Source organism: Melghirimyces algeriensis (assembly GCF_900182565.1).
In the GTDB taxonomy this organism is placed as follows: Bacteria; Bacillota; Bacilli; order Thermoactinomycetales; family DSM-45169; genus Melghirimyces; species Melghirimyces algeriensis.
In genome coordinates, this window is sequence record NZ_FXTI01000010.1 from 1 (window position 1) to 14750 (window position 14750).

General features: G+C 45.7%; 14 protein-coding genes, 10 tRNA genes, 1 rRNA gene and 2 riboswitches. Of the genes, 16 read left to right on the top strand and 9 right to left on the bottom strand.

From position 1 onward, the window contains the following. Positions 1-92: ribosomal RNA gene (rrf, locus tag FN782_RS13280) — 5S ribosomal RNA — on the top strand; the annotation flags it as partial. A gap of 718 nt (positions 93-810) precedes the next feature. Here rrf and FN782_RS13285 read toward each other — a convergent pair. After that, complete coding sequence (locus FN782_RS13285; protein WP_142506306.1) at positions 811-1116, bottom strand: hypothetical protein; 306 nt, start codon at positions 1114-1116, stop codon at positions 811-813. 211 nt (positions 1117-1327) lie between these two features. Between FN782_RS13285 and FN782_RS13290 the strand changes: the two genes are divergently transcribed. From FN782_RS13290 to FN782_RS13305, 4 genes are all read left to right on the top strand, one after another. Further along, positions 1328-1419 (top strand) — tRNA-Ser (locus tag FN782_RS13290). 56 nt (positions 1420-1475) lie between these two features. Continuing rightward, a tRNA-Phe gene (locus FN782_RS13295) sits at positions 1476-1551 on the top strand. A 9-nt stretch (positions 1552-1560) separates the two neighbouring features. Beyond that, positions 1561-1636, top strand: a tRNA-Thr gene (locus FN782_RS13300). A 10-nt stretch (positions 1637-1646) separates the two neighbouring features. Then, positions 1647-1720: transfer RNA gene (locus tag FN782_RS13305), tRNA-Trp, on the top strand. Here the strand turns inward: FN782_RS13305 and FN782_RS13310 are convergent. Continuing rightward, a complete protein-coding gene (locus FN782_RS13310; RefSeq protein WP_185956301.1) occupies positions 1687-2133 on the bottom strand; it encodes a YugN family protein in 447 nt (148 codons plus the stop codon). The genes FN782_RS13305 and FN782_RS13310 overlap by 34 nt on opposite strands. Positions 2134-2199: 66 nt before the next feature. On the opposite strand from FN782_RS13310, the gene FN782_RS13315 reads away from it, so the two are divergent. The 6 genes from FN782_RS13315 to FN782_RS13340 all read left to right on the top strand — a co-directional run bounded on the left by FN782_RS13315 (position 2200) and on the right by FN782_RS13340 (position 2776). Then, positions 2200-2273, top strand: a tRNA-Cys gene (locus tag FN782_RS13315). Positions 2274-2291: 18 nt separating this feature from the next. Continuing rightward, positions 2292-2379 (top strand) — tRNA-Leu (locus FN782_RS13320). Positions 2380-2384: 5 nt separating this feature from the next. Next, positions 2385-2461, top strand: a tRNA-Arg gene (locus FN782_RS13325). Positions 2462-2466: 5 nt separating this feature from the next. Further along, positions 2467-2540: transfer RNA gene (locus FN782_RS13330), tRNA-Gly, on the top strand. 65 nt (positions 2541-2605) lie between these two features. Continuing rightward, a tRNA-Leu gene (locus FN782_RS13335) sits at positions 2606-2693 on the top strand. Between the two features lie 6 nt (positions 2694-2699). After that, positions 2700-2776: transfer RNA gene (locus FN782_RS13340), tRNA-Arg, on the top strand. A gap of 27 nt (positions 2777-2803) precedes the next feature. On the opposite strand, the gene FN782_RS13345 is transcribed toward FN782_RS13340, so the two are convergent. From FN782_RS13345 to mnmA, 6 genes are all read right to left on the bottom strand, one after another. Further along, entirely contained in the window at positions 2804-4258 is a 1455-nt protein-coding gene (locus tag FN782_RS13345; RefSeq protein ID WP_142506308.1) for a glycosyl hydrolase family 18 protein, read from the bottom strand. Between the two features lie 124 nt (positions 4259-4382). After that, positions 4383-6290, bottom strand: a complete 1908-nt coding sequence (locus FN782_RS13350) for an FtsX-like permease family protein (RefSeq protein WP_185956302.1) — start codon at positions 6288-6290, stop codon at positions 4383-4385. Beyond that, positions 6265-7029 (bottom strand): ABC transporter ATP-binding protein, encoded by a 765-nt coding sequence (locus FN782_RS13355; RefSeq protein ID WP_142506310.1) that lies wholly within the window; start codon positions 7027-7029, stop codon positions 6265-6267. The genes FN782_RS13350 and FN782_RS13355 overlap by 26 nt, the downstream gene beginning before the upstream one ends. A gap of 92 nt (positions 7030-7121) precedes the next feature. Further along, the gene (locus tag FN782_RS13360; protein WP_142506311.1) at positions 7122-8123 is read right to left on the bottom strand and encodes a sensor histidine kinase; all 1002 of its coding nucleotides are present in this window, start codon (positions 8121-8123) and stop codon (positions 7122-7124) included. Beyond that, complete coding sequence (locus FN782_RS13365) at positions 8120-8818, bottom strand: response regulator transcription factor (protein WP_142506312.1); 699 nt, start codon at positions 8816-8818, stop codon at positions 8120-8122. Before FN782_RS13365 ends, FN782_RS13360 begins: the two co-directional genes overlap by 4 nt. A 144-nt stretch (positions 8819-8962) precedes the next feature. Then, positions 8963-10051, bottom strand: coding sequence for a tRNA 2-thiouridine(34) synthase MnmA (mnmA, locus tag FN782_RS13370; protein ID WP_142506313.1), 1089 nt, complete (start codon positions 10049-10051; stop codon positions 8963-8965). 243 nt (positions 10052-10294) lie between these two features. Continuing rightward, positions 10295-10398, top strand: a riboswitch (glycine riboswitch). Between the two features lie 2 nt (positions 10399-10400). After that, positions 10401-10477, top strand: a riboswitch (glycine riboswitch). A gap of 83 nt (positions 10478-10560) precedes the next feature. Between mnmA and glyA the strand changes: the two genes are divergently transcribed. From glyA to gcvH, 4 genes are all read left to right on the top strand, one after another. Further along, entirely contained in the window at positions 10561-11799 is a 1239-nt protein-coding gene (gene glyA, locus FN782_RS13375) for a serine hydroxymethyltransferase (RefSeq protein WP_425462716.1), read from the top strand. A gap of 17 nt (positions 11800-11816) precedes the next feature. Next, on the top strand, positions 11817-12305 hold the full coding sequence (locus FN782_RS13380) for a serine dehydratase beta chain (RefSeq protein WP_142506314.1): 489 nt from the start codon (positions 11817-11819) through the stop codon (positions 12303-12305). 163 nt (positions 12306-12468) lie between these two features. After that, on the top strand, positions 12469-13356 hold the full coding sequence (gene sdaAA / locus FN782_RS13385) for an L-serine ammonia-lyase, iron-sulfur-dependent, subunit alpha (RefSeq protein ID WP_142506397.1): 888 nt from the start codon (positions 12469-12471) through the stop codon (positions 13354-13356). 14 nt (positions 13357-13370) lie between these two features. Beyond that, positions 13371-13766, top strand: coding sequence for a glycine cleavage system protein GcvH (gcvH, locus tag FN782_RS13390; RefSeq protein WP_142506315.1), 396 nt, complete (start codon positions 13371-13373; stop codon positions 13764-13766). Positions 13767-13822: 56 nt separating this feature from the next. Here gcvH and FN782_RS16930 read toward each other — a convergent pair whose 3' ends face one another. After that, positions 13823-13975: a hypothetical protein gene (locus FN782_RS16930; RefSeq protein ID WP_185956303.1), complete on the bottom strand. Its 153-nt coding sequence runs from the start codon at positions 13973-13975 to the stop codon at positions 13823-13825. Positions 13976-14444: 469 nt separating this feature from the next. Here FN782_RS16930 and FN782_RS13395 point away from each other — a divergent pair, with 469 nt between their 5' ends. Beyond that, the gene (locus FN782_RS13395; RefSeq protein ID WP_185956304.1) at positions 14445-14711 is read left to right on the top strand and encodes a metal-sensitive transcriptional regulator; all 267 of its coding nucleotides are present in this window, start codon (positions 14445-14447) and stop codon (positions 14709-14711) included. Positions 14712-14750 lie beyond the last annotated feature (39 nt).

Sequence of the window (14750 nt, forward strand, 5' to 3'; positions counted from 1 at the left end):
CACCCGTTCCCATCCCGAACACGGAAGTTAAGCCCTCCAGCGCCGATGGTACTTGGGGCGCAGGCCCCTGGGAGAGTAGGACGTTGCCAGGCAATTCAACAGCCACCCATTCCGGGTGGCTGTTTTGCGTTGTTTAAGGTTGCACAATGCTTTGAGCGACACTTAAGTTATGATTAATCATCGTGCTCATTACATATGTCCATTCTCCCTTTACTTGGTTTTTGAAACCACAGCGGTTGGGTATAAAATGGGAACCTGGATGATCTTCTCAGGCATTTGAGCCACTTTTATATCTTTGTGAGCGAGAAACCCCCTGTCTTTAGATATGGGGATGATCGAGAGCGTCAGACGAGGGAGGGGTGCTTATTACCCCTGTCGAATTGACTATTTTTGGTAAAATCACATTAGCTCGTTGAAAACTGAAGATATAGGGTTGCTACAGGAAATCGGTCTGTCGTGTAAAATCTTCAACCATCCGGCTCTTCGAAGTTGCAAAAACCAAGCTAAAGTAGGAGAGCATAGCAGAGCATTCTTTGTTTACACCTGGGGCCCACGGGTAGAGCCTGCTAAGATAACGGGTCGTTGGACTGGTGTTCGCAGGAATCCCCTGCGTTTAGGCATGGGGAGTGGTCAAATGTGCTTCGTTAAAGTCCCACTTCTGATACATCTGCTCATGATTTGGGGATTCTTTAACATACCCCTGTGCAAGAAGTCTCCCGCTTCTCGGTGAGATGAATGGCGCGTCAGACTTGCGAGAGGGGTGTTTACCTTTCTCACAAGTCTGATCATTGTTTGGAAGGGGTGTTGCCTTCATTCACCTGATCTTGTATGAGGTGATGATCCGACCTCCCATCGAGTATGGAAGGCAAACCCTTCGATGCGTGAGAGTTTTTTGATGGTAAGAAACTCCGGCTTCTTAGTGTTAGCAAAAGTGGGAGATAAGTATGTTAAACAATTACCTGAGGATAGGTGATCAGGTGGATGAATTTGAAATCGGTTTCCTCGAACAACCTGTGCACCATCCAATGCTGCTTGATCACGCTCAGTAATTAAAAATTGAGAGATCCAGTATGGAATGATGGTGTCTTCTTGTTGAGATGACTCCTCCAGAGTCATGCCGTAACGGGGACCCCCTCATCCAACTCCATCAAAATATAGACGAATAAAGACTAAAATCGGTGACGATATACCCTAATAGGTATATTACCCCTTGATATTCCCATGGACAACCCTGCATTATAAAAGATAAAAAAAGATCTTGACATAATCGTTTAGCCATCATATAATAATGATTGTCCGCTTCAAGAGAAGCATCATAATTTAACGCGGAGAGGTGTCCGAGAGGCCGAAGGAGCACGATTGGAAATCGTGTAGGCGGCTATCACCGTCTCGAGGGTTCGAATCCCTCCCTCTCCGCCATTATCAATAAAATCATTGACAATAGCATGGTTTTATGATATGATGGTATATGCTTTGGTTCGGTAGCTCAGTCGGTAGAGCAGAGGACTGAAAATCCTCGTGTCGGCGGTTCGATTCCGTCCCGAACCACCATTCCTTCTTGCCGGTGTAGCTCAACTGGTAGAGCGGCTGACTTGTAATCAGTAGGTTGGGGGTTCAAGTCCTCTCGCCGGCACCATAGAGGTTATAGGGGCGTAGTTCAATGGCAGAACAGAGGTCTCCAAAACCTCAAATGCGGGTTCGATTCCTGCCGCCCCTGCCACTTTTGTTGAAACGGTGTTCCAGCTGAGACAGTTCAGCCTGCGCCCGTTTCACCCATTTCAATTCTACATCAGCATCTTTGTTGGCGGGTTCAGCAAACTGGTCAAAGGTAGCGGATACCAAACCTGCGTTGGCGTAATCATCCATACCGGTTTGATATTCATGCTTCAGTACAAAAGGTTTACCAATTCGTAGCCTTGCTGATCGGTCACCGATACTTCCTTCCATGGCGGTAACCGGGATTCGGAGATAGGCTCGATGTTCTTTGTTTTCTTCCCAATCCAGTGCTTTGTCATAATAGCCATGATCATATTCATAACCGCCTCCGAGGAAGAAGCCTTCTTGGTTAAACAGATGTTCCAGATCCATAAATTTTCCTTCTAGGTCTTCCAATTGTGAATCTAATTGGATCATTGAGGAACACTCCCTTCTGCTGATGTATATATTGTTTGTTTTTGATATTTGTTTCATTCATCCTATGGCGGCATAGCCAAGTGGTAAGGCAGAGGACTGCAAATCCTTTATCCCCGGTTCGAATCCGGGTGCCGCCTCCAAACACCCTTTTTGATTTTGCGGACGTGGCGGAATCGGCAGACGCGCTAGATTCAGGATCTAGTGGTCATTGTGACCGTGGAGGTTCAAGTCCTCTCGTCCGCACCAGATATGTGCCCTTAGCTCAGCTGGACAGAGCGTCTGACTACGGATCAGAAGGTCGGGAGTTCGAATCTTCCAGGGCACGCCAGATATGCGGAAGTAGCTCAGGGGTAGAGCGCCATCTTACCCAGATGGAAGCGTGGGTTCGAGTCCTTCCTTCCGCTCCAGTTTTCCTTAACAGGAATAGATCTTGACTTACTGTTTGATAATATGTATAATGATATCTGATTCTGCGGACGTGGCGGAATCGGCAGACGCGCTAGATTCAGGATCTAGTGGTCATTGTGACTGTGGAGGTTCAAGTCCTCTCGTCCGCACCAAAATATGTGCCCTTAGCTCAGCTGGACAGAGCGTCTGACTACGGATCAGAAGGTCGGGAGTTCGAATCTTCCAGGGCACGCCAAAAAACACCAGCCAATGCTGGTGTTTTTTAATTCTCCTTTTTCAGGACGGCCCAGATATTTGGATCTTCTGCTCCCAGATACCAATGGGCAATCCCTCCTAAATCGGGATATTGTTTCATTAAGAATCGAATTTTTTGACGATAACTGAAAGCATCCTGATAATAGGCGGTTCGAGCCCGTTCTCCTCGTTGATAACGAAACCAAGCTTCTCCATTCTTGTCTCGATGAACTCGTACTTCGCGTTGTTGAATCAGCGTTTGAGCTTCTTCGTAGGTTAATGGGGCCAATTGATTCACATCCGACCAGAGATAACCATGAGTTGGGATGCTGAGATAGATCTTCTCAGGCGAAATTTCTTTTTGTGCATAGGTCAATATTTTTTCCAGCCATGAAAGTGGGGCAGAGGGACCCGGCTTCTCCCAGCTGTAGTGATAGGCCATAATTTTAACAGTATCTGCTGCCTGTCCGAGCCGTGCCCAGTTCTGCGCATCTTGAAGAGGAGCCTCACCGGACGAGGAGGTTTTGGGATAAACAGCTACACTTAACCACCGGTTCTTTTGGTGCAATTTTTTGGATAACGTTTTCATCCAATCGGTGAATCGTTCCTGATCTTTTTGAAGAACAGGCTGAAACTGTATTTCCACGCCATGATATCCCTGTTCTTCTGTTAACTTTAATATTTCGTTTGTCAATAGCCTTCGTTTTTCAGGTGCTGTTAAAACATCATGCAGTAACGATGGGGAGTATTGGCTTCCGATTACAGGAATGATCCGCATATTATATTTGGTTACAATGGATCGTACTCGTTGTTTCGCTTTTTTTGAAACGGGGCGAACTTCCAACTTTCCGTCTGGTTGCAGATCATACCAGGGAAAGTTGACTTCATCCATCTGCTCCCCTTCTTTATTTAATTGATGTATCGCCGTTTGCATTTCCCAGTAGGGAAGACGGACAGAAACCTGCATTTCCCGACGGTGTGGGGAATCGTTAGGGCGTAGAGAGGGAGGCTCAAGCTGGATATCCGATTGGGAAGGGTACTCTCTGTTTCTGTTTTTTGATGGCTTATGGGTCAGATCTGGGTTTCTCCAGTTGTTGTGAAGAATGGTTCGACTGGGGACGGTTGATGGTTCCCATGTGGGAGTCTGTTTATTTTTCTTTTTACGATTAGGGGTTTTATCAGATTGAGCGGGAGGATCATGGAAGTCCCACCAATCGGGTGGAGTATTGTCCTCTTCCTGTGGTTCCTGCTCTTCAGTAGCCATATACTCTTTACCTTGCTTTGTTGAACTGGATGACTGATTTGTGGAGTGGTCAAACAGAAATCCAATCATCCATCCACATAGGAAGGTAACCAGGGCTAGAAACAGGATGGAGGCAACCTTTCGCAGTATCTGAAGGGGACGTTTTTTTCTTGAACGTGTCCTGTGTTTCGCTTGTTTTGGCTGCTCCTCCTTTGGCTGAAGATCATATTGATTGCGCAAATTGAAACCTCCTTTCCAAACCTATTTTATTCCAAATATCTAAATATTACCATATATTGTGACAAATTTTGATATAAAAGAAAGGACCCCAATGGATAGGGGTCATTTGTCTTGATCTTTATGATCAGGAAACCATTGCTCGTTTTAGATTCCGGATATAACGGGCACGCACCACCAAGAAATACACCAGTTGCAGAATGAAAAACGGAATGATGGTCCAAAAGGTGATTTTTAGCACGGATGCAGAGAAAACATTGAATAAACAGGGCAAAGCCATGCTGGTATGGATGACCGCTACCAAGAAAGGGAGAAAGAATAGCAGGGCTATCTGTATCGTGACACTCCGCTTCATCTCCCTTTCGGTCAGGCCGATTCGGGAAATGGCACGATAATGCTGTTGATCCCGTTCCTGATCGGCAAACAGTCGAAAGTAGAGAAAACTGCCAGCACAGATAAAGAAGATAACGGCGATAAATAAACCGACAAACAGAGTAGCGCTTAATCCCTGTTTCATTTCTACATAGAAGGCTGCACCAACATTAAAGATGGAACCCATCGGCATATCCAGCTTATTTTCCAGCACGGTTCCCATTTTCACAGCTACAGGGTCGGGAAAATTACGTTTCCATTCCGGAATAAAGTAGCCGATGTGGAGTGTGGGTTTTTCCTTTATCGTCTGTTGCAGTTTGCCATAGGTGGTATCGGATACGACCAAGGGTAATGAATAGCTGGACAGTACCGAAGGGACGTTTTTCTTTTGAATGGACAAAGATGTTCCATTGACTTGGATTGTTTTGGGTTGATCCTCTTCTCGTGTAAGAAGTCCATTGCTTGGAACCACCCAGACCGCTTCATCCTTCTTAAGGGTGGGAAGTGGTTTGATTTTCAAAACCTTGGCTGCCTGGTTGTAATCCGAGCGTTTGATTAATTGATACACTTGCTTTTTGTTGTAGAAAACAAGCTCCTTTATTGCAACTTTTTGGTAGGAGACATCCGCCTTTTGTAATTCGTTTTCAATGAGAGAAATCTGAGTCTTTATCTCTTTGTCCTCTTGGTCCGGAAAGGGAAAATAATCAACCTGATAGGGACTCTGGTTTTTCATCTCATCCAACATCTGCATGTACCCTAGTAAAACTCCGGTTGCTGAAAATGCAACAGTGGAAACAATGGTTACGAGGAAGAACATGCGGGCATTATCTTTCATCCGGTAAGTTAGATCAGACAACCACAGGATGCGGGTACCCGACCAATAAAGAGAACGACGTTTTCGCAGAAAGCGAATGATGATTACGCTGAGTTGGGTAAACAAAAAGTACGTACCGATGGTGACTAGTCCGGCGACAGGAAAGAGATATCCTTTGATTAATGATGGATGGTCCCATATATAAACCGTCAGATAATAACCGGCGGTAAGGCTTCCTCCACCCAGCAACGCCAGCCATAGATTTGCCTTTGGTTCTTTTCTTGGTTTTTGGTTTCCTTTCAACAGTTCAATTATTCGGTTGGAACGGATCAATAACAACGTTAGCAGGGAGATCATGAGAAACAAAGCAAAGAATGAACCAATCGTTAGTACCAAGGCTTTGGCTGGGAAGTAAAAAGGCAGGGTCTCAATATCCAATATATTGGCACCGACCATCAGGAACGCCTTGGCAAACAAAAGACCCGCTCCAATACCCCCAATGATGGAAATGCTTCCGATGAAGAGATTTTCCAATAAGATCAATCGATTTAGTTGGCCACGAGACATTCCATGTATGCTCAAGATCCCAAACTCTTTGTTTCGTACTTTGAGAAAGGCATTAACCGAGTAGATGAGAAAGAAAAACGAGAAACCAAAAATGATATACTCGGCCGCTTTCATACCTTGGACAACCGTCTTGCCCAATTCTCCTTGAGTCATCTCCGGGTGAAAAATAAACACCGCATAAATAAAGAAAATCATGACGGCAAAGGAACTGCTCAAGATGTAGGCCAAGTAGTTGCGAAAGTTGCGCCGGACGTTGTTAAATGCCAGCTGACGAAAGGTCATGGTCATTTCCTCCCAACAGCGACAGCACGTCAACGATTTGCTGGAAGAACGTCTGCCGGTTTTCCCCCCGATGGATTTCATTGTAGAGTTGCCCGTCTTTAATAAAGAGCACACGGTGACAATAGCTGGCCGCCTGGGGATCATGGGTGACCATCATCATGGTTGTCCCATCTTTTGTATTAATGGTTTCCATTGTCTCCATGACATCGCGGGAGGATTTGGAGTCCAGGTTTCCGGTAGGCTCGTCAGCCAGCAACAGAGAAGGTTGATGAATGATTGCCCGTGCGATGGCAGCTCGCTGCATTTGGCCACCGGAGACTTCATAGGTGCGTTTGTCAAGAATTTTGACGATGTCCAGCTTCTTGGCTACATGCATGACTTTCTGCTCCATCTCACCCAGTGGTTTTTTGTCCAGGGTTAATGGAAGGACAATGTTTTCTTTGATGGTCAACGTGTTCAACAGGTTAAAGTCCTGAAAGACAAATCCCAGGTGTCGTCTGCGAAACAGAGCCAATTTTGACCGTTTTAGATGATGCGGGTTTTCTCCATTTAAAAGAACCTCTCCGGATGTGGGCGTATCAATGGTGGCCACCAGATTTAACAGGGTGGTTTTTCCGCTTCCGGAGGGTCCCATAATTCCGACAAACTCACCAGTGCGAATGCTTAAATCGATGTCGGTCAAGGCCTGGTACGGAACTTTGCCCCCATAGGTTTTACTCAGTTTGGATACCGTTAACATGTCCTTTTTCCTCCTTGTGTTTTATTACGCTTTCTGATCTCCATTGTAGGGGCGAACGATGGGTGAAACCATCGAAGTTCCTTACTTCAACCTTAATTTTGTGTAAGGTTGGTACGGGCACTGATAAAAACAATCCGCACTGATGTTCCTAGACCGGGCTTGGAATCCAGTTCCACTCCGTGATTGAGCCGATTACAGACCTCCCGGACCAAATAAAGTCCCATTCCGGTCGATTCTCGGTATTGCCGACCGTGTTCTCCTGTATAATAGGGATCAAATACCCGCCGTTGATCTGCTTCGGGAATTCCGATTCCCTGATCTGTGATCTCCAATACCGCATGTGAGCCACGCATATAGGATTTTATGGTTACGTTCTTTCCCGAACCGGCAGAGTATTTGACAGCATTACTGATCAGTTGTTTGAGAACAAAAGCCAACCACTTGGCATCCGTTTCAACTCTCAGTTCTTTATCTACAGCCAATTTGGGATAGACACGGTTTTGGATGAACAGTCGTTTTTCCTCCTGGATGACATCATGGACCAATTCCCGCAGATGAATGGTTTCCACACGAAAATCCCGTTCAAATACATCCAATCGAGCCGTGTATAACACCATATCCAATCCCCGTTGAATTCGGTCGGCTTCTTCCCGCAGACTGGATGCCCACTCACTTTCTTCATTTTGCAATGTAAGGTGAATCACAGATAAAGGGGTTTTCATCTGATGTACCCATTGCGTAATAAAGGTAACATGATCCCGCTGTTTTCGTTCATATGTATGAATCGTTTCTTGATATAAGCGGTATTGGCGTTCCAACAGATCATCCAATGCCGTGCCTAGGGGTGTGGAATCCCCCTGGCGCAGTGTTTCATCCAGGGCGGTGGGCATATGGGATAATCGATGATAAAAATCATGATGAGATAGATAGCGTACTGCCATGTACGCTCCAAGAAAGGCCAGGCTCAGCAGCAGAATGTACAGGAGGTCTGTTAGAGATTGAAGTCCAGCGAATCGAAGGACGATGCCCACAGTAGCCAACTGAGCGAGAGAAAATCCGATCAACGGGATCTGATCGCGCAGAAAGAGTTTCATTCTTCCTCCTCCTCCAAACGGAGGCGGTAACCGGCCCCTCTCACAGTCTCCAAAACCCCGTTCAGCCCCAGTTCGTTCAGTTTTTTTCGAACGCGTGCCACATATACATTTAACGTGTTATCATCCACAAAATCCTGATCGTCCCACAGTTTCTCCAACAGTTGACCGCGGTTGACGACCCGCATGGGTCGCTTTAGTAAGGCTTCCATCAACAATGCTTCTTTTTTGGTCAGATCCACCGACTGGTCGTGCCTTACTAATTCCATTCGCTCCGGATACAGGGTAAGATCTTGATAAGTGAGTATCCGTTCCTCCATTTTGGGTGCATAGGAACCATAGGCTCGTCGCAGTTGGCTTCGAATTTTGGCGATGACAATATCTGCATCAAAGGGTTTGGGAATATAATCGTCGGCTCCGTTTTCCAAAGCCATCACCTGATCCATTTTGCTCCCGCGAGCAGAAATAAACAGAATCGGGCAATGGGAGATCAAACGAATCTGTCGACACCAATAGAATCCATCAAACTTTGGCAAATTGACATCCAACAGAACCAGGTCAGGATGCCATCGTTTGAAATCCTCCAGTACTTGGCTAAAATCTTCTGTCCGTGCGGTTTGATATCCATATTTTGCAATATACTGTTCCAGCAGCATAGCGATTTTTGGGTCATCTTCCACAATCATGATCTGATGCATGCTAATCCTCCTTTCCGTTGCAGTGGTTCCTTTAACCTCATTATAACTTTTCCAATGATTCTCACCGAAATCGATTCGTTCTGCTTATAAAGAAAAATCCTTAACGTCTGTGACGTTAAGGATTGAATCAGTTGGAAACGATAATCAGTCTTGAAATGTAGACTCAATGATTCCGCCACCCAGACATTCGTTTCCATCATAAAAGACAACGGATTGACCAGGGGTTACCGCTCGCTGGGCATGATCAAACCGAACCTGAACGGTTCCGTCTTTCAGCGGTTCTACAGTGACTCCCTGATCTTTTTGCCGATAACGAAACTTGGCTGTGCAATGGAAAGGTTGAGTCCGCTCTTTTCGATCTACCCAATGAATATTTCCTGCAAGAAGGCCGTTGGAGAAGAGCGATGGATGGTCATGTCCCTGTTCGACGAGAAGTACATTATTCTCTAAATCCTTTCCGACAACAAACCAGGGTTCCCCGGTTCCGCCTCCTCCAATTCCCAATCCCTGACGTTGGCCAAGGGTATAATACATCAGTCCATCGTGTCGACCTTTTACTTCGCCGGACAACGTTTGAATCTCTCCAGGTTGTGCTGGAAGGTATTGGCTAAGGAATTCCTTGAAGTCACGTTCTCCAATAAAACAGATTCCCGTACTGTCTTTCTTGTTGGCTGTGGGAAGCTTTGCCTCTTCAGCTATTTTGCGAAGTTCTTTTTTGTTGAGGTGACCGATGGGGAAAAGCGTTTTGGATAATTGTTCCTGACCCAGCGTGTACAAAAAGTACGTCTGATCTTTATTGGGATCTGCCCCTCGCAACAGATGAAATATCCCGTCATTGTTTTCGAGTTGAGCATAATGTCCAGTCGCGATATAGTCGGCACCCAATTGCAGAGCCTTGTTCATAAACTCGCCAAATTTGATCTCTTTGTTGCACATTACATCCGGATTGGGCGTTCGCCCGTTTCGATATTCTTCCAAAAAATATTCAAAGACCTTATCCCGATATTCTTCTTCAAAGTTGACAGAGTAATAGGGGATGTCAAGATGTCGCGCCACCCGCCGGACATCTTCAAAATCCTCTGTTGCTGTACAGTATCCCAGCTCATCTGTATCATCCCAGTTTTTCATAAACAGACCGATGACATTATACCCCTGTTCTTTCAACAAGAGAGCCGCTACAGAGGAGTCAACACCGCCGGACATTCCCAATACCACTCGTGGTCCCTTGTTCATGATCTCACCTCATTTCCTAGAACATGTGCACTCTTAAATATATGCGCATGAATGAATTGTTCGAGTCAGGGAAAAAAAATGGGTCAACACAGTATAACATGTCCCATGGAGCAAATGGAATTCAAGGGCTGAAAAAGGCGAACAAAAATAGGAATTAATTTCCATTAACAATTTTCAAAAATAATAATTGAATTTGAAATGGGAAATATGGTATGTTCTTTATTACAACAGGATATTGTGCGAATGACTGTGGTGGGAGAGATCGGATAATTTCCGGCGCCGAAGGAGCAACATCCCAAAAAGCCCTTGGGAAAGAATCTCTCAGGCAAACAGACCACCATAGGACGCACCTCTGGAAAGAGCTTCGGGCCACCCATGGGGAACACCCTGAAAACAGGGTTAAACTCTCAGGTAAAAAGACAGAGGAAGGGTAAGTGGATCATACTTACGTTTCTTCTGTCTTTTTGTGTTGCAACCGATTAATGGGAGAAAAAAGGGAGGATGGGGAAATGAGTTTGATGAATCACGATTCAGAAATATTTGAAGCCATTGAGCTGGAGAAAAAACGGCAACGTGAAACATTGGAATTAATTGCTTCAGAAAATTTTGTAAGCCACGATGTATTGGAAGCCATGGGCACGGAGTTGACCAACAAGTATGCGGAAGGGTATCCGGGAAAGCGCTATTACGGTGGATGCAAATACGTCGATCAGGTGGAACGTTTGGCGATCGAACGAGCCAAAAAAATATTTGGAGCGCGTTTTGCCAATGTTCAACCTCATTCCGGTGCTCAAGCGAATACAGCGGTTTTTTATTCACTTCTACGTCCGGGTGATACGATTATGGGGATGAATTTGTCCCATGGAGGCCACCTCACTCATGGAAGTCCTGTCAATATTTCAGGAAAGTGGTTTTACGTTGTGGATTACGGAGTGAGAAAGGATACTCACTTGATTGACTATGATGAGGTGGAATCCATTGCTCGAAGAGAACGGCCCAAATTGATCATAGCTGGGGCAAGCGCCTATCCACGGGTGATCGATTTCAAAAGGTTTAAAGAGATTGCAGATCAGGTGGGGGCCCGGCTGATGGTGGATATGGCTCATATCGCAGGCCTTGTCGCTACAGGTCAGCATCCGTCTCCTGTCCCATATGCGGATGTTGTGACCAGTACAACCCACAAAACCCTTCGCGGCCCACGTGGAGGGTTGATTCTCACGAATGATGAAGAGCTCGCAAAGCAATTTAACAAAGCCATTTTTCCTGGGATTCAAGGGGGCCCCTTAATGCATATCATTGCGGCCAAAGCTGTTTCCTTCAAAGAAGCGCTTTCCCAAGATTTCCATGCTTATATTTCCCAGGTTGTTGAAAACGCTTCCTCTTTGGCCAATGTTCTGAAAGAGGAAGGTGCGAGCTTGGTATCCGGAGGGACAGACAATCATCTGTTACTGGTTGATGTTCGGAACTGGGGATTAACGGGTAAGGAAGCGGAGCATTATCTGGAGGCATCCGGAATCACTGTGAATAAAAATACCATTCCCTATGATCCGGAGAGCCCCTTTGTCACCAGTGGTATCCGAATCGGAACAGCGGCAGTTACCAGCCGGGGAATGGATACGGAAACCATGGAAACCATTGGACGATTGATTGCCCGCGTTTTGAAAAGTAAAGGTGCACCTGAGGTCGTCCAAGAGGTGAGACAGACGATACAAAACACCTGTCAATTGTATCCACTCCATCGTCATTGAGTGAAAGGAAGATCGATATGGAATTCAACAGTTGTTTTGATATTATCGGTCCGGTGATGGTGGGTCCATCCAGTTCCCATACTGCTGGGGTGGTTGCTATAGGAAAGTTTGTTTATGACTATATGGGTGGGATTCCGGATCGTGCAGAGGTTGTTTTTTATGATTCTTTTGCCGAAACCTATCAAGGGCATGGAACAGATAAGGCGATTGTGGGAGGACTTCTAGGAATGGAGGCAGATGATCTCCGAATTCGGGATGCTTTGGATGAAGCCAATAAGCAACGAGTAAACATTGCATTTCATTTGGAAGCGGAGTGTCCAGATTATCCCCATCCCAACACTGTTTTGATTCAAGCTGAAAGGCTGGGGGAACGATTTTGTATTGGAGGTGTGTCATTGGGTGGGGGATTGTCCAAGATTTACATGATCAATGGTTCATCTGTGGATATTTTGTTGAATGGTTGTATCGATTTTGAACAGTTAAAAAAATACCGCTTAAAAAAATGAGACTGATGACAAAGGGAATAAGAGGGGGTGAAGCGGAATCCTTTCACTTCTATTTGCTGGAGGAAAGAGATGCGGAAACGGATATCACCCCTTCACCCCCTTGTCTTGAACCTCAAAAAAATAGTGTTTTTTTCGTTGCTACGAATGTGGAGGGTTTGTAATGATGGAGTTTCGGTCAATGGAAGAGCTGTTGGGATATTGCAGAGAGACAGGCAAAAGCATTGGAGAGATGATGCTGGATTTGGAAACGCAAAAGTCAGGCAGATCAAAGGAAACCGTGATCCGGATGATGAAGGAACGGTTGACGGTGATGAAAGAGGCTGTGAATAGCGGGATCTCTGACCTGTCATCAGCCCCTAGCGGAATCTCCGGTGGGGATGCTTATCGAATGAGTCATTACAGGGATAAAGGCAATCCTTTGTCTGGAAGTGTGATCGCAGATGCCATCAGCTTTGCCTGCGCGACATCAGAAAACAACGCCCGAATGGGAGTGATTGTAGCTACCCCAACAGCAGGTTCAGCAGGAGTTCTTCCCGGCTGCCTCCTTTCTCTGCATAAAAATGCGGATTACAATATGGATCAACTAGTGATGGGATTGATGACCGCAAGTGCTGTTGGATATATCATTGCCAACAATTCCTTTATTTCAGGAGCGGCTGGTGGCTGTCAAGCGGAAGTAGGTTCCGCAGTAGCCATGGCTTCTGCTGCGATTGTGGAAATACAGGGAGGGACACCTCATCAGGCTGTTCATGCTGCAGCCATTGCCCTTAAATCGATGCTGGGGTTGGTATGTGATCCGGTAGCAGGCCTTGTGGAGGTTCCCTGCATCAAGCGAAATGCAATTGGTACATCCATTGCCTTTTCCGCCAGTGATATGGCCATGGCGGGAATCGAAAGCCGGATACCATGTGATGAAGTAATCGCTGCAATGTATGACATTGGTAAAAGTATGCCACGGACACTTCGGGAAACTGCTCTTGGTGGATTGGCAGACACCCCTACAGGAAGAAAAGTAAAAGATCAAGTGATGAAACCTTGTAAAGTGAAATAAGAGGAGGAATCGGTATGAGTCAAGTGATGGATGACCTGTATTATACCAAAGAGCATGAATGGGTTAGGGTTCTGGAAGGAAAACGGGTACAGGTTGGAATCAGTGATTTCGCCCAGGAACAGCTTGGGGAAATTGTCTTCATTGAATTGCCTGAGGTGGGTTCCAATGTTGAAGCGCATGAGGTTGTAGGGAGTGTTGAGTCGGTTAAAGCCGTCTCTGACTTGTTTTGTCCGGTACCGGGTAAAGTTCTTCAGGTGAATGAGGCATTGGAGGACAGCCCGGAAATTGTAAATGATGATCCCTATCATGAAGGATGGTTTATGGAAATTGAACTGGAAGACATACAATCATTAAATGAGTTATGGACCTCCGAACAATATGTAAAAGCGATTGAAGGAGAAGAAACATAAACCAAAAAGAACCCCCGTGAAATTTATTATTCACGGGGGTTCTTTTTGGCCAGATTTTACTCGTCTTCTGGCTTTGTGACCTGGCGTTTACGTTCAGCGTTAGTTTTTTCCGGGGGCAATTCCGTTAATTCGCCACTCTGTTCATAGGCGAATTGCACGCTTTCAAAGATATTGGTTTTGGGGTACTTTTGATCGTTCTCTTCCGCCACGGAAAAAACCTCCTTTTTACCTGCAACCGGGTTGAGGGGACCGGTTTCATTAGCTTAAGCAGAATCGAAAGAAATATACCCCTGATTTCTTTACATGTGAACGGCTCTCCACTAAAGTGGTAGAGCTTCTCGGTTCATCGAGCCCAGGCGGGTACTCTCCGCGAGCTTCACTTCCCGTAGTTCCTACGGTACATGGTGAAAATGGTTTTGTGGATCTTTCCACATGACAGGATTCGTTTTACGTGGTGACTGTTCCTTCCTCACCACAACCCCATACGATTCGGTTTTCAAGGTACAAAGCGTTTAACGAGTTTTCGCTCGTATTTTGAGGATACCAAAAGTTGTTGGACTTGCGAGAGGGGGTATTAAAATGGGGAGGATTCCCGCTCGCATTTCCTAAAAAACTTGAACATTTAATACCTAGTGGGGTATAATATTTGGAACGTGCCATGGAAAAGAGGTGAGGCGCTTGGATTACAATGAGGATATGAAAAAACGGTTGCGCCGTGTAGAAGGACAGGTTCGTGGTGTTCTTCGGATGATGGAAGAGGAGAAAAACTGTAAAGATGTTGTTTCCCAGTTATCCGCCGTTCGTTCCGCTGTGGATCGAGCGATTGCCTTTATTGTTAGTCACAACCTGGAACATTGCATCCGGGAGGAGTTAGGGAAAGGGAAGGATGGGGATACCCAGAAGCTTGTGGAAGAAGCGATGCAATTGTTAGTAAAGAGCCGTTAACCACTTTGGTTGACGGCTTTTTTGTAACATAATTTTCCG